The organism is Anatilimnocola aggregata (assembly GCF_007747655.1).
Taxonomy (GTDB): Bacteria; Planctomycetota; Planctomycetia; order Pirellulales; family Pirellulaceae; genus Anatilimnocola; species Anatilimnocola aggregata.
The window spans coordinates 2678908-2701171 of sequence record NZ_CP036274.1; the positions used below are offsets into that span (position 1 = coordinate 2678908).

9 protein-coding genes are annotated in these 22264 nt (G+C 57.0%); 3 read left to right on the forward strand and 6 right to left on the reverse strand.

Translation table 11 applies throughout. The features are described 5' to 3' along the window. Positions 1 to 145 precede the first annotated feature (145 nt). The 3 genes from ETAA8_RS10285 to ETAA8_RS10310 form a co-directional block, all read right to left on the reverse strand. Positions 146 to 13048: a beta strand repeat-containing protein gene (locus ETAA8_RS10285; protein ID WP_261343629.1), complete on the reverse strand. Its 12903-nt coding sequence runs from the start codon at positions 13046 to 13048 to the stop codon at positions 146 to 148. Between the two features lie 432 nt (positions 13049 to 13480). Next, entirely contained in the window at positions 13481 to 13711 is a 231-nt protein-coding gene (locus tag ETAA8_RS10305; protein ID WP_145087936.1) for a hypothetical protein, read from the reverse strand. Next, on the reverse strand, positions 13692 to 15002 hold the full coding sequence (locus ETAA8_RS10310; protein ID WP_202921729.1) for a sulfatase family protein: 1311 nt from the start codon (positions 15000 to 15002) through the stop codon (positions 13692 to 13694). The genes ETAA8_RS10305 and ETAA8_RS10310 overlap by 20 nt, the downstream gene beginning before the upstream one ends. Positions 15003 to 15383: 381 nt before the next feature. Between ETAA8_RS10310 and ETAA8_RS10315 the strand changes: the two genes are divergently transcribed. From ETAA8_RS10315 to ETAA8_RS10325, 3 genes are all read left to right on the forward strand, one after another. Continuing rightward, positions 15384 to 15605, forward strand: coding sequence for a hypothetical protein (locus ETAA8_RS10315; protein WP_145087938.1), 222 nt, complete (start codon positions 15384 to 15386; stop codon positions 15603 to 15605). A gap of 313 nt (positions 15606 to 15918) precedes the next feature. After that, entirely contained in the window at positions 15919 to 16932 is a 1014-nt protein-coding gene (locus tag ETAA8_RS10320) for a cytochrome P450 (RefSeq protein WP_202921730.1), read from the forward strand. Between the two features lie 101 nt (positions 16933 to 17033). Then, on the forward strand, positions 17034 to 18776 hold the full coding sequence (locus tag ETAA8_RS10325) for a GntP family permease (protein WP_145087940.1): 1743 nt from the start codon (positions 17034 to 17036) through the stop codon (positions 18774 to 18776). Positions 18777 to 18806: 30 nt separating this feature from the next. Here ETAA8_RS10325 and ETAA8_RS10330 read toward each other — a convergent pair whose 3' ends face one another. The 3 genes from ETAA8_RS10330 to ETAA8_RS10340 all read right to left on the reverse strand — a co-directional run bounded on the left by ETAA8_RS10330 (position 18807) and on the right by ETAA8_RS10340 (position 22183). Continuing rightward, the gene (locus ETAA8_RS10330; protein ID WP_145087941.1) at positions 18807 to 19463 is read right to left on the reverse strand and encodes a potassium channel family protein; all 657 of its coding nucleotides are present in this window, start codon (positions 19461 to 19463) and stop codon (positions 18807 to 18809) included. 23 nt (positions 19464 to 19486) lie between these two features. Beyond that, positions 19487 to 20902 carry a TrkH family potassium uptake protein gene (locus ETAA8_RS10335; protein ID WP_145087942.1) on the reverse strand — a complete coding sequence of 472 codons (1416 nt, stop codon included), beginning with the start codon at positions 20900 to 20902 and terminating at the stop codon, positions 19487 to 19489. A gap of 408 nt (positions 20903 to 21310) precedes the next feature. Further along, entirely contained in the window at positions 21311 to 22183 is an 873-nt protein-coding gene (locus ETAA8_RS10340) for an SDR family oxidoreductase (RefSeq protein WP_145087943.1), read from the reverse strand. Positions 22184 to 22264: the final 81 nt, after the last annotated feature.

Genomic DNA, 22264 nt, shown 5'->3' on the forward strand with positions numbered 1-22264 from the left:
AGGCCATAGACAATCGCCTTGGAGATCGACAGGATCGTAAAGGTCTACTTGAATTCGCCGGGCCCAATCGCCAAACCATCGGTCATAACGACGCATTTGCTCTTGGCGAAAGATTCGCCGATCGAGAGTGAACTCTTTAACCGTTTTACACGGGATCGACGAACTCAGCCGACGTTCCGCTTGGCACCAGATCGGCGATCACATCCTCGAGGTCGGCAATGAACCAATCGCGCCCGGCACCGCCAACCAAGCGATCGGCAGTGCTACTATCGCCGAAAATTGTGTCGGCAGGACTGTTGGCCAGGAACGTTGAACCATTAACGCGAGTGCCGGTGCCTGTGCCTCGCAAGTTGGCTACGCGGGCAGGATAGGTTCTCGTCGACGACCACTCATTCAAAATGGCAAATAGTGCCTGGGTATTAAGGTCGTAACTGGTGGTGCCAGCAATCAAAAGGTCGTCCCCTCCTCCACCTGTGAGCGTGTCTTTGCCTTCACCTCCCAGCAGCACGTCCTTTGCAGTTCCACCCGTCAATTGATCGTCGCCAGCACCGCCGACAAGTACAGCTGCCTTTGAGCCGCCGACGAGAATGTCGTTTCCGCTGCCGCCAATGGCAGCCACAAATCCGGTGATGCTTCCCGTAATTGACGTGGCTTTGCTGGTTGCCAGATTCACGTTGACCGGAGTAGTACGGGTGGAATAGTCGAGTGTGTTCTCGCCGGTACCGCCGTTCAGTTTGCCGGCAATCGACCCAGTGCTCGCCAGAGCAAACCGGTCGGCTCCAGTGCCGCCGGTTAGATTTTCGATGCCGCCAAACTGCAATGCCGTCGCCCCGCTGGTGAGCGTACCTGCGCCTGCGCCGGTGATGTTCCAGGTTGATGCTTGTGAACCACCGACGAGAGTATCGTTACCAATTCCACCCTGCAGACTACCGCTGAGCGCGCCCGCCGCTCCGACCGAGAAGTTGTCGGCACCGGTACCCCCGAGCAGTTCTTCGAAGTCCGAGAATGTTCCGCCCGTAACTTTGCCGGCGTTTAGCCCGGTCAAGCTCCAGGTGTTCGTGCCATTGGCTGCAATGAACTGGTCGGCCGACGAATTGCTTCCCTGGAACAACTCTACAGCGAGCACGCTGCGGATTTGACTGGCGCTGCGGGTCGCCAGATTCACACTGATCGGACCTGTGGCTGGGGCATAGCTGAGTTTGTCAGTGCCAGTGCCGCCATTCAAAGTGCCGCTGAGCGAGCCACCATCGAGAACGGTGAACGTATCTGTCCCCGTGCCACCAGTGATGTTCTCAAAGCCGGCAAGCGCTGCGCTCGCACCCAGGTTCGCGCGATCAACTCCGGTGATCGTCCATTCGTTGGCGGTGTTGGGCGAAGTAACGGTATCAGTTGTTGCCATTGAGCCAGTAAACGACTCGACGTTCAAATAGCCCGCGACATTTGTGGCCGTCTTGGTGTTAAGGTTCAAAGCCACGGTAGTGGTGCGCAGACTGTAATCGAGTGTGTCGTTGCCGCCGCCGCCATCGATCTTGCCGCTGAGTTTGGCCGTGTTGTTCAGAAACTGAAACTGGTCCGCATCCGAACCGCCAGTGAGATTCTCGATGGCCTTGAACGTTGTGCTGCCCACTGTCCCGATACCGACACCCGTTAATTGAAAGAGGGTTGCAGAATTTGGGCCCTGCAGACGGTCGCCAGCTGTGCCCTGCGTGCCGCCATCCAAATTCGCCGTCCCCGCCAGTAGCAGGAAAGTATCGTTATCTCCAAGACCGTTGATGTTGCGAGTCTGCATGTTAGTGCCCGAGACCTTCAACAAGCCGAGGGTCACCGCATCGGATTCGATCGTGAACGTGTCTTTGCCGCTGCTGCCATTGATAGTCAACGAGTTCGAGCCAGTTCCCCCGAAGAACTCGACACCGCCGGCAGGCCGCGCGAATTTGCCCAGCGAGGTTCCATTGCGCGCGATCGTCACTTCAGCGACTGTTGCTGAGACCGGAGTGACGGCAAACAGGTCGTTACCGGAGGTTCCCGAAATCGCCAGTTTGCCGGCCTGCAGTTCGGTACTTAGGATTTGAAGGTTGCGATTGACCGTATTGCTGACGCCGCCATCGACGTCCTTGGCAGTGATTGAAACCGAGTAATTGCCCACTGCTTGATAAGCGTGCGAGATGGTCGTATTCGCACTCCCCGAAATGATTTCTGACTGGCCATCGCCCCAGTTGACCGTGTATTCGAAACCTTGCGCAAGATCTGTTGCCGACGGGTCTGTCGTCGAAAGTATCAGTGTCCGAAGTTGACCAGCAACACCTTGAAAACTGTCGCCAGCAACAGCTGTCAGCGTGGGAGGAACATTATTGATGGTGACCTGTGTCGAAGTTGTGTGCTGGCCACCATCGGGATCAAACACCCGTCCGTAGATTTGGTACTGCCCACTGCTGGGAAAATCGAAGGCGGCTGCCGAAGTGGTACTGGCTGCTGCATAAGTCGCAGCCAGATCATCGATGTTCAGGGCAAAGCTATAGCGTAAGTTAGCCGCATCGGTCGGCGAAGTGTCGCTACCCGCGAAGTTCACCGTCACGCTGCCCGGTTCATTCACAGGCCCATTATTGGTCAACGAGCCGGTTGGATTCACATTCCCCACCACGATCACAGTCTGAGCGTCGTGAGTGCCGCCGTCCTTATCGAACGCCCGGCCATACACCGTCACCGGGCCGCTGTTGGCAAAAAAGAATGGAGTCGATGTGTCGCTGGTGACCGCGGTGGCATAATCACTGGCGAGATCCGCTGTGCTCAACGCAAAGCTGAAGCGCAAACTTGCTGCATCTACCAATGATGGATCGCCAGCCGCAAAGTTGACTGCCACACTGCCACCTTCAACAACCGCGCTCGTGGCGGCCAACGTTCCCGTGGGATTCTGATTCGCAGCCGAGAAGGTTGTGGTAGCAATTTGCGAGAGGCCGCCACTATCGGTCACTCGCAAGGCCACGGTTCGCAACGCAACATCGTCGCCAGGTGTGAAAGGAACTTGCTGACCCGTGAAGTCGGCAGCAAAGACCAGGCCGTTGTAGTTGAAGTCCCACTCGTAGATCAGCGTAGCCGGATTCTGATCCGAATCGGTCGTCCCCGAGCCATCGAGAATGATCTCGACACCCTCTAGTCCCTGATAGGGGCCGCCGGTGCTAGGAACAGGTGCGGCGTTGGGCTCAATGATGGTAGCCGCGACAAGTTGTGTCGCTAGTGTTCCCCCCGAGTTGGCCGAGATGATGACTGTCACTTCATAGTTGCCGGAGTTCGCATAAGCGTGCGTGCCATTCACGACGAAGTTACCCTGGCTACCGCTAATGACGCCCACGGAACTGGAGCTATCACCCCAATGAATAGTGGACACGAAGTCGGCGGCAGTGCTGACCAGATTCGGATCGTGGAACGTGGCCACGGCCTGCGTAAAGGTGTTTCCTTCGATGGCAGAGAGAGCAACCGGTGTGGTGCTGAGAGGTGCATTAGCAACGTTAATGACGAGCAGACTGCTGGTGCTTTGCCCGGCGGTATCGGTGACTTGAATGGTAATGGTTACCGGTCCCAGACCTAAGCCCGACGGTGTAATGACCAGTTGACGTTCGCTACCCGTGCCAGAAAGTTGCAGGTTCTCGGCCGGAATGATCGCTTCGTTGGAAGAAGTGACTGAAACGGTGAGGTTGCCAGCTGGAGTCTCGGAATCGCTAATTTTGAAGAACAACGGCGGGCTGACTTGATCTTCGCGCAGGCTGAAGTCGCTGAGGGGAGAAATGGTCGGGGCGGACAGGCCCTGGCCCGACGGTGCGAGCGAGAACTGCAGGCGATACGCGTGCATGAGATCGGCACGCTTACTGTAGCTGACGTAAACCGTCCGACTGATCGAAGACAAATGTACGAGCGGTTGCCCGCCGTTGTAGACTTCGGCCAGCAAGTTACCCATTCCATCCCGCAATTGCAGCGAACGATCTGTCGTGAAAGGCAGACCGGGAATGGCAACGTCAGACACTTCCAACCGACTGTAGGCGGGGAGATCGATGGCAAAATAGTCGATATCCGCCGGTCCCCTGTTCTGGCCCAGGAAACCGGTGCGACTGGTCGTACCTCCTACAACGTTGTTGATTCGCTGCGCGGTCAGCAGTGTATCGTTGGATTCTTGCTCGTCGAACACTCCCAAATTTTGCGTCGAAAGGTTCAGAGAGTAAGGAGCTACCGGCCCTGTTACGCGCACATAGTAGGTACCATCGAGTTGGCTATAGAATGTGCCCCAGTAGCTAAGTCGATCCGAGATATTTACCCCGCTGGCATCGAACAGAGTAATACTTGTTCGCTGATCCTGGTTGGAAGTTCCCGAGTAGCCACCGAACGTTGCCAGGTCGCCGGCACTTAGTTGAAACGAGTAGTAATCCGCGTCGCTGGTGCCGGCCGAGCCATTGCCGATGAAACCGGCATTGGCACCGGGCATCAACGGAAGTGCTGTCCCGAGGGAGTCGTTTGGTTCTGCATCAAGAAGAGCCGGGTCGATGTCAGCCAGGGCGAACGAGAGGCGATAAGCATGCGACAAATAACTGGCCGACGAGTAGCGTACGTAGATTGTTTGATCGACAAGGGAATAGAACCGATAGGGTGCGTAGTAGTTGCTGCGCTGCCCCAAGATTGCCCCATTTTCGTCATAAACCCCAATGTTGGCTTGGATGTCGAACGGCAGGCCGAACTGGTCCATCGCCGAAATATCTAAGGCGGTATTGGCAGCGATATTAAGCGAGAAATAGTCGACATCTTGGTTGCCAACTCCATCGCCGGCGAAGCCAGTTACAGTGGACGTGAGTCCAGGCAACACACCCACCGGAAACGCCGTCTCCAACTCGTCGTTGGGCTCGAGTGCCTCGAAGGCACCCAGGTTTTGGACTTGATAATTCAGAGAATAGCGACCTACCGAGCCAATGATGCGGGCATAGTAAGTGCCTCCCTCGGTTGCATAAAAAGTTCCCCAGTAGCTGATGCGGTCGGAAAGATGATTTCCTTCCTCATCATAAATCTGTAGGGTAGTCCCCGAGTCCTGATTCGTTCCGAGGCCATAGCCGCCAAACGTGGCAAGATCGCCGGCGTTCATGGTGACGGCAAAATAGTCAACATCGTTCAGCCCCGCTGGATTGTTACCGATGAAACCTGGATTCGCTCCGATAGCGAGTGGCAGCGCCTGCTGCAGCGTGTCGTCGGGTTCAACATCGAACTGATTGGGGTCGAATGAACTCGCATAAAACAGCAACTCATAGGCCTGAGCCACGTTGCTCTGCTCGCTGTAACGTACGTAAACGACCTTCTCGACAAACGAGTAAACCTGCAGCGGATAGGACCAGTGCGAGTTGCGACCGATGACGTTGCCCTCCGCATCGAAGGCTTGCAGACTTCCACCGCCGGAAAAAGGTAAACCATCGATGCCGCTTACCGCCACGTTCAGCGTGGTATTGGCTGCCATTGCCACAGCGAACACATCGGGATCGCCTTGATAGGTCTGCTGGCCCAAGAAACCCTTGACTATCGCCGAGTTGTCGACTGGAACCGATATCACCTGTGCCGTGGCGGGGGTGTTGTTCGGCTCGATATCGTCAAGCGGCCCAAGATCGGCTACCGCGAAATTCAAGGTGTAATTGCCGGTCCACGTCGAGTTGCTGCCGCTACCAACCAGTTGGGGATCGTATGCATCGTTCCCCTGTCCACTGACGCCCGCATAAAATGTGCCGCCGTCAGCGCTAAAGAACGTTCCCCAGTAACTGAGCCAAGGGGAGAGGTCATTACCTGCCTCATCGAACAATCGCAAGCGAGTGAGTTGATTGTTCGTCGAGTTGCCACCGCTATATCCACCAAACAGGGCCAACTGCCCCGCACTCAAAGTGAACTTGTACAAATCGACGTCGCGCGTCGGCGCAGGGCCGTTGCCTATGATGCCGGGCACGTTGCCCGGACTCAGCGGAACAGCCGTGGCGAGCGTGTCGTTTGGTTCGTAGGTGAAATTGAAATTGGCGATCGATTCCAATTCCAACGGTGAGAGATTCTCGCTGGCCAGGCTGCTGAAGCCTGCGACGGTTTGAATTTCCTGGGCAGCTTGCAGCACACTATTCTGCTCAGTGTCTAACTGCGTGAAGTGGGCCAAACGCAAGGTCTGCCCGGCAGGCACCGTCAGGCTGTAGCTCCACTCCAGATTATCGCCCACCACGGTTACGCTGCTGGGTTTGATGCCGAAGGGTCCGTACAGGTATTGCAGTGCGGCCGGCAAGCCAGAACCGTTAACGTCGTCGAGCCCAATCCAGGTGTCGGTTAGTTCGACGATTGCGTCGCCATCACTGGTGCTGAACACGCGCGAGGCAGCATTGGCTGCCAGATTCCCGGTGAACTTGACCGTGGTTTGAATCGCGCTGGTCGAATTATTGCGAAAAGCATCGATCATCCGCACCAGGTTGCCCGCACCACTCGCGAGAACCGTGGTCTCGCGCTGAACTTCGAGGCCGACAATTGTCTGCACAGCGGTTTGCACCGTGTGTCCGGCATCCGTCAGCACGGCCTCGGCGAGCGGCGGTGCATAATCGACGCCGCCAACACGCAGCCTGCCCCACGCATCAAAGGCCCCGCCCAGCAGTTGCCCTGCGCCGGCGGTGCTGGCTTCTACCGCAATGTCAATCCCCTCGGCTGTTAACAGGCTGACGAGCGGATTTCGCGCTGAGTTAGCGAGCACATTGACGGTGGCAGTCGAAGTACTCCCGATCACAGCGATATCGGCCCGCGCGTCGGCAGTGAACTGCCCAATTACCAAATGCCAGGGTGTCGTGACGTTCGCTGCCGTCATCAAAGGGAAACCCGAGATCCCCGTCCCGTCTCCCAACAGCACGGAGACTTGACCATCGTCGTGAACGACTGCCACATCGTTCCAAGCATCATCATTCAGCAACCCTACGGCAACGCGCCGCGGACTTACGCCACCGCTGCTAACCGTTGTTGTTGTTACTGACGACAGTCCGCCAGTCGCGCTGGTCAGCATGCTCTGAACCTGGTTGCTCAGCGTTTTTACGACGACCAGATCATCGAGCGTGTCGCCATTGAAGTTGGCAACCGCCAGCGAACTCACGTCACCAGCGCCGACATTGGTGATGGCCGCCGCGGCATTGGGGGTGAAGCCACCAGTGCCGTTTCCCAAGAGAACGGTCACTGTGTTGCTCGTGCTATTTGCAGTAGCAAGATCCCAGTGCGCATCGGAATTAAACTTGCCAACCACCACCGCTTGCGGACCAGTTGCCCCGACGTTGATGGGCGAACCAACGATTGCAAAGCCCCCACTGCCGTTGCCAGAGAAAATACTGACAGTTTGGGTGCCGAAATTAGTGATCGCCAGATCATCGTTTGCATCAGAATTGAAGCGCCCCACTGCCACCGCGCGGGGCGAGGTACTGGCCCCAGTGGTAATCGGAGCATTCGCCGTGAAGCCGCCACTACCGTTGCCCAGCAACACGGCAAAGTTGTTGCTGCCCGAATGCACCACAACCAGGTCTTGGTGGGCATCGTTATTGAATTTGCCGATCGCAATGCCGGCCGGAGTAGTGCCGCCCGTGTTGATCGTGGCTCCGGTCGTAAATCCGCCAGTGCTATTCCCTAGCAAGATGCGCACGTTGTTACTGGCCGAACTCGCAATCGCCAAATCCGGAACTCCATCGCCATTGAAATCGCCACTCGCAACCGCAGCCGGCGCATTGCCGGCCAGCGTGGATGGCGAATCGCTGACGCGGGTAAAGTTCAAATCGGGCGAGCCAGGAACAAAATCGACGATGTAGTCGCCGCCAGGTAAGCCGTTCTGGTCGCCATCGAGCACACCGCCGGCCAAGTCAGGAACGGTGCCGCGAACTGTCAGGCGATAGAGGTCATCGATAACGGCTGGAAAACGAAGAACCACTTCCGACCCCAGGATTTGCGAGGAAAAACCGGAGGTTTGATCGTCGGCAGTGCCCAAGAGGCCATCGTTGCCAGCTCGCTTCAATTGGTAGTGCGTTCCCGATACAGCCCCCGCGCCAGGCGTTTCAGTAAAGCGAATCCGCAGGCTGGTACCGCCAAGCGGCAGGTTATCAGCAACGCTCTCTGAGGTGACCGCTTGTACGGTCAGCGGTTGATTGGCAATCCGCACGACGAATGCGTCGTCGAGCACGCCAGGAGAAGTAAGCGTCGTGTTTTGCAGGCCGAGATTGAAATTTGCAGTCCCGCGAAAGTAACCACTTACCAGCAAATCGCCGACGGAACTGGCAGCAATGCCGACTCCTTCGTCTTCGTTGATGCCACCCAATTGGCGTGCCCACGCACCACTACCATCCGCGCGAAGCTTCCATACGAAGGAGTCCAGGCCGCCGGTCGAAGTCAGCGTATAGTCGATAGAAGTTCCCGGAAACGAAACCGTTCCTCGAAAGCCACCGGTCACATAAACGTTTGAATTGCTATCGACGGCGATTTCCCAAGCTTGGTCGTCGAGAGAGCCTCCCATTCTAGTGGCCCACACATACGCCCCTGCAGAGTTCAGCTTTTGAACAACAACATCGGTACCGCCGGCGCTCGTTAAGTTGCTAGTACCGGTCCCGGGATCAAAGTCGACAGGACCATTACTGAATTTGCCTGCAGTGTAGACATTTCCACTAGCATCGAGTGCGACGCCCATAGCGTCGTCATTACCAGGGCGTCCAAACGTTTGTACCCAAGAGAACGCACCGGCCGCGGTCAATTTCAAAGTGAAGCCGTCGCTGCTACCGGCGCTGGTTCGATTTGCGATGGTCGCACTGGGATTGAAGTCCACGGTTCCCGTGAAGTAGCCAACGACAACCACATTGCCAGCCGCGTCAACTGCTAAGTCTTGTGCTGCTGTAATAGCAAAATCAGCTCCTCCGAAAGCCCGCGCCCAGACGAAATTGCCGCTGGCGTTAAGCTTGCTCACGAACGAGTTTTCTTGTGAACCTGTCGCGACAAGATTAGCCGTGCCGGATGGATCCGGGTTGAAGTCGGCGGTACCCAAAAAGCGCCCGGTGGTATACACGTTGCCACCAGCGTCAACGCCTAGAGACATTAGGAGGTCTTGGCCTGGGCCGCCCATGGACTTCGCCCAGAGAAAGTTGCCGGCGGCGTCAAGTTTGGTAACAAACAGATCGGTACTGCCAGCGCTTGACAGAGAGAAGGGGCCCGGCTGAATTGATGCTGTGAAATAGCCACCGACATACACATTGCCGGCATCGTCGCTCGCCAACTCATGTGCGTACGCAGAGCTTGCGCCCGAAATTGCTCGAACCCAAGCTAGTTCACCAGTCGGAGAATATTTGGCAACAAATGCGTCCGGGGAATTTGTTTCGAATGTAGTGAGTGTGTTTACGCCTGTTCCAGGATCGAAGTCGACGGTCCCTTGAAAACTCCCCGTAACAAAAGTGTTACCGGATCGGTCAGTCGTTACACTACGCGCGATTTCCGTAGCGGTCGATCCTAGCCCGAAGGCGAACGTCGTTCGCACAGCCGAAAACTTTGCCACATAATCGACACCGGCCGTGCCATCGGTATTGCCGTCGAGGGCGTCCCCTTGCGCATCGATGAGCGAATCGTGTACGGTCAGTTGATAGTCGCCAACCACGAGCGCGCTGAAGGAGAGCGTAGCTACTTTGCCGCTATAGGTTGTTGTGACGGGCACATTGATGTCGTCAGCTGTGCCGAAGGCCTGATCGGGGCCGAGGTTCGTGAGTTGATAGTTGCTGGCCAGTTCGCCTCCGACCATCGTTTCGGTGAACGTGACCTGCAGCGAAGTGAGGTTCGCGCTGATAGTCCCGCCGCCCAGCGTGGCGGTCGTCGAAGCAACCGATACGGGATTCAAGCTGGGGTACAAGTAAGCGGTGCCCGAATCGGCCAAGCCCTTGTCGTCGCCGATCGCAGCAATCACCGCGCGACCGTTGCTGAGCGCGAGTGCTTGACCGAAATTGTCGTCGGCGTGCGGCGCAGGGTTCGGCAACTCCTTCAGCAGTTCCAAGCTGTTCACATCGAATAGATACGCGCGGCCAGTATTCACCAGCGACGAATCAAATTTCGGCGCCGCGGCGATGGCCAGATTGTTCGAGATCGCCACCGCTTGACCAAACTGATCTTCGGCAACTGGTGCCAAAGCCTGCCAGATTTTTGTGATTTGAGCGGTCGTCACATTAAACAAGTATGCGGCCCCGGCATTGCTGGCGGTCAGATCATCGCCAGGCGCGCCGACAAGTGCGAGGTTGTTCGAGAGCCCGACGCTGGTGCCGAACGCATCGCCACTCGTGGGCGTGGTCTTCGTCAACGTGGCGACCAGATTGCCGGTCGTCAGGTCGAAGACATAAGCGGCACCGGCATCAATGGCACTGCCAATGTCATCACCTTGGGCACCGATGATGACTTGATTTCCCTGCACGGCGAGCGACGAGCCGAATTGATCGCCGCTGGCCGCCGACGGCGACGTGATGGTGCGGAGCAGTGCGCCGGTGGCAGTGTTATACACGTATACCGCGCCAGCGCCGGAGTTCACGCCCGGGGCGCTGACGACTGCCCAGTTGCCACCCGCAGCAACCGCGTGACCAAACCGATTGCCGGCAACCACTGAGGGCGCGTTCAGCGTGCGGGCTGGATTGGTTGAACCGATTTCGAAGAGGTAGGCTGCGCCGGCATTGGCACTATCGCCCGCAGCACCAATGAGCGCGTGAGTCGACGTCGCCCCGACAGCGCTGCCGAATTGATCTCCTGGCGCAGGCGCGGGATTCGCGAGCGTGCGCAGGAGCGCGCCGGTGGTCGAATCAATCAAGTAGGCTGCGCCGGCATCAGTGCTGCCGAGATCGTCGCCGGGTGCTCCGACCACTGCCACGTTCCCGGCTACTGCAACCGCTGCACCATACGAATCATTGGCCTCGCGCGTAGGATTGTTCAGCGCGCGAATTTCGGAGTCGAGCACGAGGGGCTGATCGACTGGCAACTCCGAGGCCGTGTCGGCAATCACTTCGCCAAAGTATTCATAACTGGCCGCAATGCTCGTCGCTTGACCTTCCGGCACCAGCAGGGCATAGACCTGGCCCGCCGCCAACTGTGGTAGTGCCACCAGACCCGTCCCACCAAAAGCCGGATCGCGGCTAATGCCGCCGAGCTTCAACTGGGTCGGTGTTTGCCCGTTCACGCCCAGCTTGACGTTGTTCAGTTGCTGGTCGTGAGTGTTGACGACAAACAGAACATCAAAGCCAAGGAAATCGTTGCTGTAGTTAGCCAGCCCAACATCCATCCGCAACAGGCCTAATCCAGAGCCACCGAAATCGCCACCAAACGCCGCGAAGTCGTCGACAGTAAGTGTCGTTAAGCCGTAGCTATAAGCGCCGTCAACCAGAGCAGGAATGGAAGGAGTTGATAACGAATCTGGCAAGAATGGATTAGGGCGTCTGGCCCCTGTCGTCCCCGCTGCTGAGGCTCCACTCACGGTGCCAGTGGCTAAGACCGCCGTATTCGAGCCATAGAGGAAGCGGCCGTTGCCGCCAGGGCGTTGCGCCGCTCCACCCGAGGTGTTCACTGTTCCTTGATGGTTCAGAACCGATGCATAAATCGCAATGGTACCACCGGCACCACCACCACCTTCGCCGCTTGATCCACCGGTGCCTCCATAACCACCAATGCCCCCCTGTCCTCCGCTCCCTCCATTACCTCCAACACCACCATAATAATTGTTGAAAGGGTAGTTTCCCTGCTTCCCGAATGATCCAACTTCACCATACAAAGGAGGGTAGGTCTCAAAACCAACCGCGCCGTGTTCCGCATTGCCGCCGCGGGCGAGGAAAGTACCTGCCGACGTGAGTCGACCTAAGGCAGTGATCTCGAGTGCGCCGCCGCCGCCACCACCTTTGCCACCGGTTGCTCCATATCCTCCCGTAGCTCCGTATCCCCCATCACCACCATCCCCGCCGCGCCCACCGTAACCGCCAGGATAATAATTGCCGTTGTTGGTTGAAGCTCCACCACCACCACCACCACCACCGCCGCCACCCGCACCACCACCGGAACCGCCGCCACCACCACCACCACCCGATCCGCCGCCGCCACCGCTGCCGCCACTGAGCACAAAACCGGTCGCGGTATTTGCACCGCCGAAACCTTCGTCACCGAGACTACCTGAGTAGCCCGAGAAGCCGCTCGATCCATTCGTTCCTGCCGTACCCCATTCACCAGATCCAGCAAAGTAACCAACGCTCCCACCGTCGCCGGCAGTTCCTCTGGTACCTGGTTGCCCTCCACCTGGTTGGCCGTAGTTCGCGTAAATGTCCCGACCGCCGATTCCACCTCCCCCGATGGTCGTGGCTCCCGCACCCGCGCCACTAGAATTGAATCCCTTGCCGCCGGCCTTGCCCACTGCGCCAGATTTGCCGTCCCCTCCTGCGTAGCCATAGCCGCCATTTACGCCATTGTAACCATCTTGAGTGCTGCCTCCGCCGGATCCTCCCCAACCCGCATAGTTGCTGGGGTAAATTTGATAATCACCGTTATATGAATAAACAGCCGGTCCCCATCCCAACGAACCACCACTCCCTGCACTGCCGCCGGCACCACCCGCTCCGCCGCCGCCACCACCACCGCCGCCAGGTCCGGCAGTGGAACCCACCGCGGAAACATCGAATGTTGCCGTCGACGGAATGAAGGCATCGTTGCCAACCACGAGCGATGCGGGCTTGCTGCCCACTACGGTGATCTTGTCCCCAGCGCCGACATTCAGATCGCCCTGCACATAGAAGTATGCGATGCCGCCGACCGTCGCCGCTTTGAAGGGGACGCCGTACAACTTTGTCGCCGACGAATCATCACCCGTGATCTTGAGTGTGTCAGTGTTGATGACCACATTGGCCAGCAGGGTGCGCTCTTCTAAGGCTTCGAACAGCGCGCGGCGGCGCTGAGAGGGCGATGGAACTGCGGTTCGATTCTGCGAGCGCCGACTGCGGGTAGATTGGCAAGCTCCCGAATCTAAACGAGATGGCATCAATCGATCCTTAAGAAGCACAGGGTGTAAACGCCAGAGGAGCAACTTCTTGTCGCCCCTAGCGACGGCCCGCCGGTCGCGCGGACCTCGCTGTACGGCTTAAGAAAAGGTCAGGCAGGTGATGCCAATTGGAGGGGAATGCTTACTGTATTCGGTATTTGGCGGTTGTCTACGCGAGTGTGCTTAGGTTGACCAAAGCGAGTTAACTCACTGCACCTTCTTGATTTGCAGTGACTTCGGCGATAACCCATTCAGGGTCTTGATATTCGGGCACGAACGAAAAAATCGCCGCCGAATGAAATCGCCAAATTCATGTAAAGTAGATTCTGCTTTTTTCTTAAAAGTCCGGACTGCATAGCTAGGATAGTCGCCAACTTAGAAGTGGCTAGCCTGCTCCTGGGGCGCGCGAGTATTTGCGGACATTCCAACGTCTTATTCTGAGCTGCGGTTTCTGAACCGCTCGGTGCGTGGGCCGACACCGACGACCTGAATCCCAACGCTGCCGGACGAGGCTTGCACCATGGCAAGACCGGTTACGCCGAACGCGGCAAGCGATTCGCAGCGCAGGCCATCGACCTTCTTCGCAAGCATGAAGCGGCGAAGTAAACAACGTCCGGTCCCGAACTGCTGCTTTACGGGAGGATTACGGATAATCCTTTCCATCAAAGCTCGCTCGCACTGAAGTGCGCCATTCATCGAGCGCCTTTCGCATTCGGATGACGTCGTCCGGCCGCTTTGCGGCGAGATCGTTCTTGAAAGACGGGTCCGCGTAGATGTCGTAGAGCGCGAGTCGCTCCGGCTGGTTGTCGATGGCAGGGTGACTGATCAGGCGGAGTGATCCGTCAATCCACACGCCCTCGGTGTCGCCGATGAAATCGACAGCTTCGAGTTGCTTCTGAGTGATTTTGTCCCGCCGCAACATGAAGCCCATCGGCTTGGGGCGTTCGGTCATCTTGCCGCCGAGCAATGGCAGCAAGCTGACGCCGTCGACCGGTGGTTGCTTGGGCATCGTGACGCCGATGACTTCGAGCAGGGTCGGATAGATGTCGATGTGGCCGCAGGGCATTGATGTCTGTTGCGGCTTCACGCGCCCCGGCCATTCCAACAAGGCGACCGTTCGTGCGCCGATGGTTGATTTGCCTCTGCCGCTCGGCTCCTTCGATTGCGACGTGATGCCGCCATTGTCACTCGTGAACCAGACAAGCGTGTTCTCTGCCACACGCAGTTTTTTCAACTCTGCGTGCAGGTTGCCGACAGCGGCATCCAGGCCAGAGACTTCACCGAGGAAATCGCTCCGCTTCTCGGGCAGATCCTTATAAAGTGCCTTGAATTCCTCGGCGGCAACGTGCGGCTCGTGCGGCGAACCAAAACAAACCTGCACGAAGAACGGCTGCTGCGCTGCAGCCTGCTTGCGGACGAAGTCCAGCGCAAGATCCATGACCGCGACTGATGTGTCACCCTTGAGCGGGATCATTTCCTTCGTGTCGCCCACCTTAAGACTCTCGCCCAGGTCGAAGGAACTCAGCTTCCAGATCGCTTCGTCGAAACCCATCTTCACCGGGGTGGTGTGGGTGCGCCCGAGGTGCCATTTGCCAAAGTGGGCCGTGTGATAACCAACCGTCTTGAGTGCCTTGGCGATGGTGATTTCTTCCTGGCGCATCGAGCCAAGACCATCCAAGCCGGTGCGAAACGGTGCCCGTCCAGTGAGGATCGCGAACCGGCCGGGCGAGCAGATGTGCTGGCCTGCGTAGAAATAATCGAAACGCACGCCGCGTTTTGCCATCGCATCAAGGTTGGGAGTCTTGATGTCAGGATTGCCGCTATAGCCCGTGTCGCGCCAGCCCATATCATCCGCCACGACCAAAACTACATTTGGACGGTCGGCCGCCGGCCCTTGAGCCGCAGCGAACAAAACCTGCACGAGTGTAAACAGGGCGAAGAAAGACTTGTTCATGCGGTCAATCGTATCAGTTGCACTTAGCAGTGACATCACAATTGGTGCCAATTCATTGGCCGCAATTGCGACATGTTTGATTCAAACCGATTTAAGCATCTGTAGCGGCCTGCACACGCTCCGCCCGCCACAAAACTCTGGCAGCGGGGGGCGATCTCGATCTGGCGATAGCGCCAAGTCTAACTCCAGCCTTACGCAGCCACGAGAACAGCAAGGTCACGAGTGGTAGAGGCTTGCTAGCCCGCGGGCCCGGAGCCCATGCGAGTTTTTCGGCTTGGGCGCGGAGGGGTTCGTCGGGATCCGTGGGGAAGATCCGCAGCACCGTGGTGGCGGCGGTCGCCAGACGGGCGAGCCATTTGGAGAGGCCGGGCGCCGCGTACAGTGGCGATCTTCATCCCACCAGCGGTCTTTGGCGAAGAAGACGCAGTTTTCGATCTGCCAGTGATTACGAATGTGGGCCAGCAGTTCCTCGGCCCGGAGCTGACCGGGATCGATGCTAGTCAAGAAGTGACGCGCGTCGTGCAAGCGCACGGTGCCATCGTCGGCCGTGATGTCGCGATCGAATGCCGAACACCACGCGGCTTCCGCGGCTCTTCCACCTGAGCAAACACCCGAACCAATGACTCCATCGCAACCATGGGCGACCTCCTTGCAGACTGGGCACACTAGCTGTGTGTAGATTGGAACCATGAGCACTTCACAAACGCCGGCTATCTGCTTCGACTTGCAGTCACGCGAACTGAAAGAGAATCCATTTCCGATCCTTACGCGTATGAGGGAGGCTGGGCCGCTAGTTCGAGTGCGGATGCCTCTCTTCGGAAAGGTCTGGTTGGCAACGACTTTTGATGCCGTGAATGATTTGCTGCGAGACCACGATCGTTTTGTGCAGAATCCGGTAGCAGCGGGAAATCGATGGATGGCTCGAGTCATTTACTGGCTCCCGCGGTCACTGCGGCCACTGGCGAGTAACATGCTGCTCCGTGACCCTCCGGATCATCGGCGACTAAGAAGTCTGGTGGATCAAGCTTTTCTGCGGCAAAGTGTCGAAGCACTTCGCCCACGGATGGAAGTATTAGCCGACGAAGCACTTGATAGTCTCGCTGCGCAGGCGAGGCGCTCTCCTGGCGGTATTGACTTGGTTACGCACTTTGCACGTCCTTTCCCTCTCGCGGTAATCTGCGAACTATTAGGCCTGCCTCCCGAGGATCGGCCGAACTTCACTCGTTGGGCCGCGGGATTTGGCTCGGCGAGTTCGCTTATAGGCATCGTGTGGGGATTGCGGGGAATTAGCAAGTTGATGCGCTACATCTCGACAGAGATTCAGCGGCAGGCGACTCGTCCCAGAGATGGATTGCTGGCGGCCCTAATTCAAGCCGAAGATGCAGGTGATCGGCTCAGCGAAGATGAGTTATTGGCAATGATTTTTTTGATCCTCGCCGCCGGCCACGAAACGACACTACATCAGATTGCCGGCAGCGTACTGACGTTGCTCGATCACCCGGACCAGTTAGGTGAACTAAAGGCAGATTGGGGTATCGCGGACGCGGCAACGCAGGAACTTTTGCGTTTCATCTCCTTCGCTCAAGTATCGAAGCCTCGTTACGCTCGCGACAACACGGAGTTCTATGGACAGTCGATTCGCCGGGGTGAAATGGTTTTCGGATGTCTGGCGTCGGCCAACTGTGATCCCAGTGCATTCACGAACCCACACCTTTTAGATCTCCATCGCCGCGCAAATCGCCACATTGCCTTCGGCACTGGAATTCATGTTTGCCTGGGGGCAAAGCTCGCCCGCGTCGAAATTGCAATCGCCCTGGAACGCCTCTTCACCCGTCATCCTGAGATTCGACTGGCTGTACCCCGCTCGCAAATCAAGTACTTGCGTCGACCTGGTACTCGTGGACTCGCAGCATTGCCAGTCAAATGGTAATCCGTAGTCTAACCGGTGCCCCCAGATCCTCCAGTAGCAACGCAATGGGAGCACCTGTTTACTTATGATCCTGTCTCAATCTTTTTCTCCGGGTGAGCACGATGAGCGCCGTGATTGTGTTGTTACTGGGCTTGGCGATCGTCATCGGTGGTGTCTTGGCGTTACGACTTCACGCCTTTGTCGCCCTGATTCTGGCGGCGCTCGCTGTTGCCAGTTTGACGCCTACTGCTGCATTCGTACGGCAGTCGCTGCTCGACCGAGCAAAGAAGCTCGATGTGCGAATCGAATCTGCCGAGACTACCGAAGGTGTTGTGCAACTATCGGCGCCAAGCCATATGAAACTCGATGCAGATACTGAGTGGATTGTCATTCGTGCGGGACGTGACCCTTGGAAGTTCACGCAACTCGGCAAACTAGTGCCTAACGAAAATAGTGCTCCGACCTTGGATCATGCCCGTCGCCAACTTTTTCAGGCGCGGTTTGCAGCAAGCGGAGCAATACCGCCACTCAACTCGGGAGGCCTGATGGACTTTCCGACCGTCGCCGACGTAGTGGTCACTACGCCCATCTTGCAAGCCGCTACTGCTGACGCAGCTAAGATCTCACCGCCGGATCAAGTCGCAGCAGGGTTTGGTAGCACTGCTGCGGGCATCGGCATCTTAATCGCGTTCGCTTCGATCGTTGGAAAGTGCCTGCTTGATAGTGGGGCCGCGGACCGCGTGGTTCGCTCTGCATTGAAGATTACGGGCGAGTCCGGCGCTCCGGCGGCGTTTGTGGGCAGTGGATTTCTGCTTGGAATTCCGGTCTTTTTCGACACCGTCTTTTATTTGATGTTGCCACTCGGCAAAGCCCTCTGCCTGCGAACTGGCAAAAACTACTTATTCTATGTATTGACCATCGTGGCCGGTGCAACGATGGCGCACTCGCTCGTTCCGCCAACCCCCGGTCCGCTTCTGGTGGCGGCGGAATTGCACGTAAATATGGGTCTGATGATGGTGGTGGGGACACTGGTCGGCGGGGGAGCAGTGATGGCTGGCTACTTCTTTTCAGCAGCACTCAACCGACGTTTTGAACTGCCGCTGCGCAATTTGAGTACGTCACCGCAAGAGTCAACCCAGAGTACTGAGTTGCCCGAGGCGAGCCTTCCGCCGCTTTGGCTCTCGCTCCTTCCGCTTCTGCTGCCAGTCTTTCTGATTGGCGGTGCGGAACTGTTTGCCGTTTGGCTGCGAACCAGGAGCGACTCGTCGCCTCAAATTCCCGCTGGATTGCTGCGAGCTATCTCGCTGCTAGGTGACAAGAACGTTGCCCTGATTATCGCAGCGGCAATCGCTGTGGCCACACTGGTGTGGATGCGACGCATCAGTCGCAAGGAGTTAGCAAGATCCTTGCAAGATGCTTTGGCTGGAGCAGGAGTAATCATTCTGATCACTTCAGCCGGCGGCGCGTTTGGCAAGGTGATGCAGCAGACCGGTGTCGCGTCACTCATTAGCGATCTTCCCGTGCATTCGACACCGGCTATTTTGACGATGGCGTTTCTGGTAACAGCAGCAGTCCGCACGGCGCAGGGGTCCGCGACCGTCGCTATGATCACGGCCGTTGGCATCCTGGCGCCGCTTGCCAACGCTGGGCAATTGAACTTTCATCCTGTTTGGCTGGCAATGGCCATCGGCTGTGGCAGTAAGCCACTCGCCTGGATGAACGACAGCGGGTTTTGGGTCATCACACAGATGAGCGGCATGACCGAAGCTGAAGGACTGAAATATATCACGACGCTGTTGCTCGTTATGAGCATCGTCGGTTTAGCGCTGACCATTGCCGGTGCCATCCTGGTGCCCCTGCGATAGAATTCCGGCAGCAGTTGGCAGCCGCGTGAATCAAGTTAATTGTGCGGCTCGCGCCAGGTCTTCATCCTTGCCTGCAACGAGGATGGCATCGGAATCCTTCAGAGGAGCATCAGGATCGGGATTTGCGGTAATCTGATCGGTCAAGACATCGTGGATGGCGACAACCGAGATGGCGTATCGTCTGCGGAGTTCCAAAGCTCGTAGCGTCTTCCCGCTCCAATCCTGTGGCACGGCCATCTCCTGCACACTGAAGCCAGGTCCCAGCTGGACGTAGTTCAACAAAGCACTCCCGGACATGCGCGTACCGAGGCTGAGGGCCGATTCACGTTCGGGAAAAATTGACTCCGTCACTCCGATCCTTTCCATCACGCGCGCATGATCCCGAGAGATTACTTTCACATAGACATCGCGAACCTTTAGGTCGTGCAGCACCATGGTGGCCAAAATACTGGCGGTTATGTCATCACCTGTGCTGACCACACCGGCATCGGCACCTTTAGCTCCAATCTTTTCCAGCACTTGAATGCTGCGACCATCTCCCACCGCTGCTCGCGACACAAAAGGTGCAATCCGATCAACAGCGATTTCACTCGGGTCGATGGCAATGACTTCGTGCCCTTTGGCATGCAACGACTCTGCCACACTTGAACCAAAGTTGCCAAGACCGATTACGACAAACCGCTTCATTGAACTCTCCTGACCACGACGGTCTAACCGACAACCACATCCTCGTACGAATACCGAAAACTAGATTCCCGGGACTGCCGAACCATAAACACTGCAGTGAGGGTCAGCGGGCCCACTCGTCCTAAAAACATCAGAATGATGGCCGTCCAGCGGCCAACGATGCTCAGCTGCGGCGTAATTCCTGTCGACAAACCAACCGTGCCAAACGCACTGGCTGCTTCGAACATGCAATCCAGAAAATGAGCCTCATCGTTCCGGAAGGTTTCCGTCACTGTAAGAATAAAAATACCCGCCGTGACGATTCCAAACGAAATGACAAACAGCCCGACCGCGCGCGCGGTGGTCTCATTGCGAATCGAGCGATTCCAATAGGTGGTCACGACTTCTCCCTTCAACCGCGATAAGGCCAATAATCCGATCAGGGCGAACGTTGTCGTCTTGATTCCTCCTGCGGTCGAACCGGGAGAACCGCCGATGGTCATTAAGATAATCGTCAAGAAATTGCTGCTGTCTGTTGCTTCACCGTAGTTGATCGAATTAAAGCCTGCCGTGCGACTAGTGACACTCATGAACAGACCGTTTGTCAGCTTATGAACGATGGGCAACTCGCGCAGCGTGGCGTTCCACTCGAAGATGCAAAAAAAGATCCAGCCGATTACGAGCAACGCCAGCGAAGTGATCAACACAATTCGGCTATGCAACGAAAGCCTGAATATCTTTCGTGTTTTGCCGGCCTGGTATCGAAGAGCTAGTTCTTCCATCGTCAAAAACCCCAGGCCACCAGCAATGATCAGCGCCATGTGAACCAGCAGGACGAGAGGTGCCTGCTGGTAACTCATCAGCGAATCGGAAAACACGGAAAAGCCAGCGTTGCAAAACGAACTAACCGAATGAAAGATGGCTGGCCAAAGTGCTCCCGCGAAACCCAATTTGGGAATCCACAACAGGTACAGCGCAAGTGCCCCGACCCCCTCGATCAAAAACGTAAACCGCACTACATCGAATGTGAGTTGTCTTGGGTCGATGTGCGGTGCGGCCTCCAGTCCGCCGACGGCCATCGCCTCGCCACGCAAGGAGAGCCGGCGTCCCAGGGCCACAATGATCATGCTGGCAAACGTCAGCATTCCCAGCCCGCCGAGTTGAATCAGCAATAAGATCCAAGCCTGACCGGCCCAGGTGCAGCGGGTGGCCATATCGAATGTCGAGAGTCCCGTTACACAGACGGCGCTTGTCGATGTAAATAACGCATCGATCCAACTCAGGGGCTCGCGCGTGTAGAGGCCCGGCAACAATTTCAGGCCCAGCGTTCCGATGAGTATCAGCAGCGCGAATGAGGCTACGAAGAATTGGGGCGGCGTAATCCGTTGCCACAGCTGCAGCGCACGATTTTTCCGAATATCCCAGCGTCCAAACGAAGAACGCTTTCGTGCTTTGTCCATTTGCATTGAGAATTACGATTCGGGCGGGATGTTGCTTCGTAGCCGTACGGCTGGGTAATCTTACGTCCGAATCACCATGCCCCGATAGACGAAGTGATAGCGAGGCCTATCGATTTGCCCGGTATCGCAGAGTTTAAATTCTTCTGCGCCCTTCGGAAGCAGCCGACCCCGATGTTCGCCAGGATCCACGGATCGGCCTTGAGGTCGCGTCGCAAACTCTCCCCGACTAATTTCAGCCTACATGTCCAACAATACCCTCGATAATTGAACACCAATCTGCCGGAAACCCGAGAGTTACGCACTCCACTGTTCAAATAAGGCACCCTTATTTGAACACCCCCCTTTTGCGGTTTGCCCGCTTCCTTACGGATTTGCAGTGGTCTAGTTCGGCTATGAACCAAACGACTACTAACCCGCCCGCGTTTCCCAGCCGAGTACTGTGAGCACTTCACCGCTGATGTAACTGGAGTCAGCTTCCGACGCAAAAAAGACGAACGCAGGCGCCACCTCTTCCGGCTGACCAGGTCTCTTCAGCGGTGTGTCGGCACCATGCTCGGCAACTTGATCGGCTGGCTTGGAGACAGGCTGCAGCGGAGTCCAGATTGGCCCCGGCGCAACGCAATTCACGCGGATCTTCTGTTCTGCCAGGTTCTGCGCTAAGGACTTTGTGAAGGCATGGATCGCACCTTTGGTCGAAGCATAATCGACGAGCGTTTTGCTTCCTTCAAACCCGGTAATCGATCCGCAGTTAATGATCGCACTCCCCGGCTTCAGATACGGCTGCGCTGCTTGGGCCATATAGAAGTAGCCGGAAATGTTTGTGCGGAAAGTGATATCCCACTGTTCGTCGGTGATCTCCGCAAACTTCTCTTGCGTCTGTTGATAGGCTGCGTTGTTGACAAGGATATCGAGGCGGCCGAACTTCGCAACCGTCTTCTCAACGGCTTGCTGGCAGAACGATCGGCCGGTGACATCGCCAGGAATCAGTAGCGCCGTCTGTCCTTCGTCCTTCACCGCTTGTGCAGCTTCGTCCGCATCGGATTGTTCAGCGGGAAGATAGACGATAGCGACATCGGCCCCTTCACGAGCAAACAGAACAGCCACTGATCGGCCAATCCCGGAATCGCCACCAGTGATCAACGCCACCTTCCCCTTTAACTTCTCAGCCCCTTTGTATAGCGGTGCTTTGTACTTTGGTGGCGGAGTCATCGCGGAGTCCAATCCCGGCTTTGGCTGCGATTGGGGCGGGAGGGGAGACTTGGGCAGATTGGTGGCTGACATGGTGCGGCTTTATGATTCGAGGGAAAGTTCGTTGCTAACCATGGCATCGCATGCAGCAATGTTCGTACCACTGCGACCTCT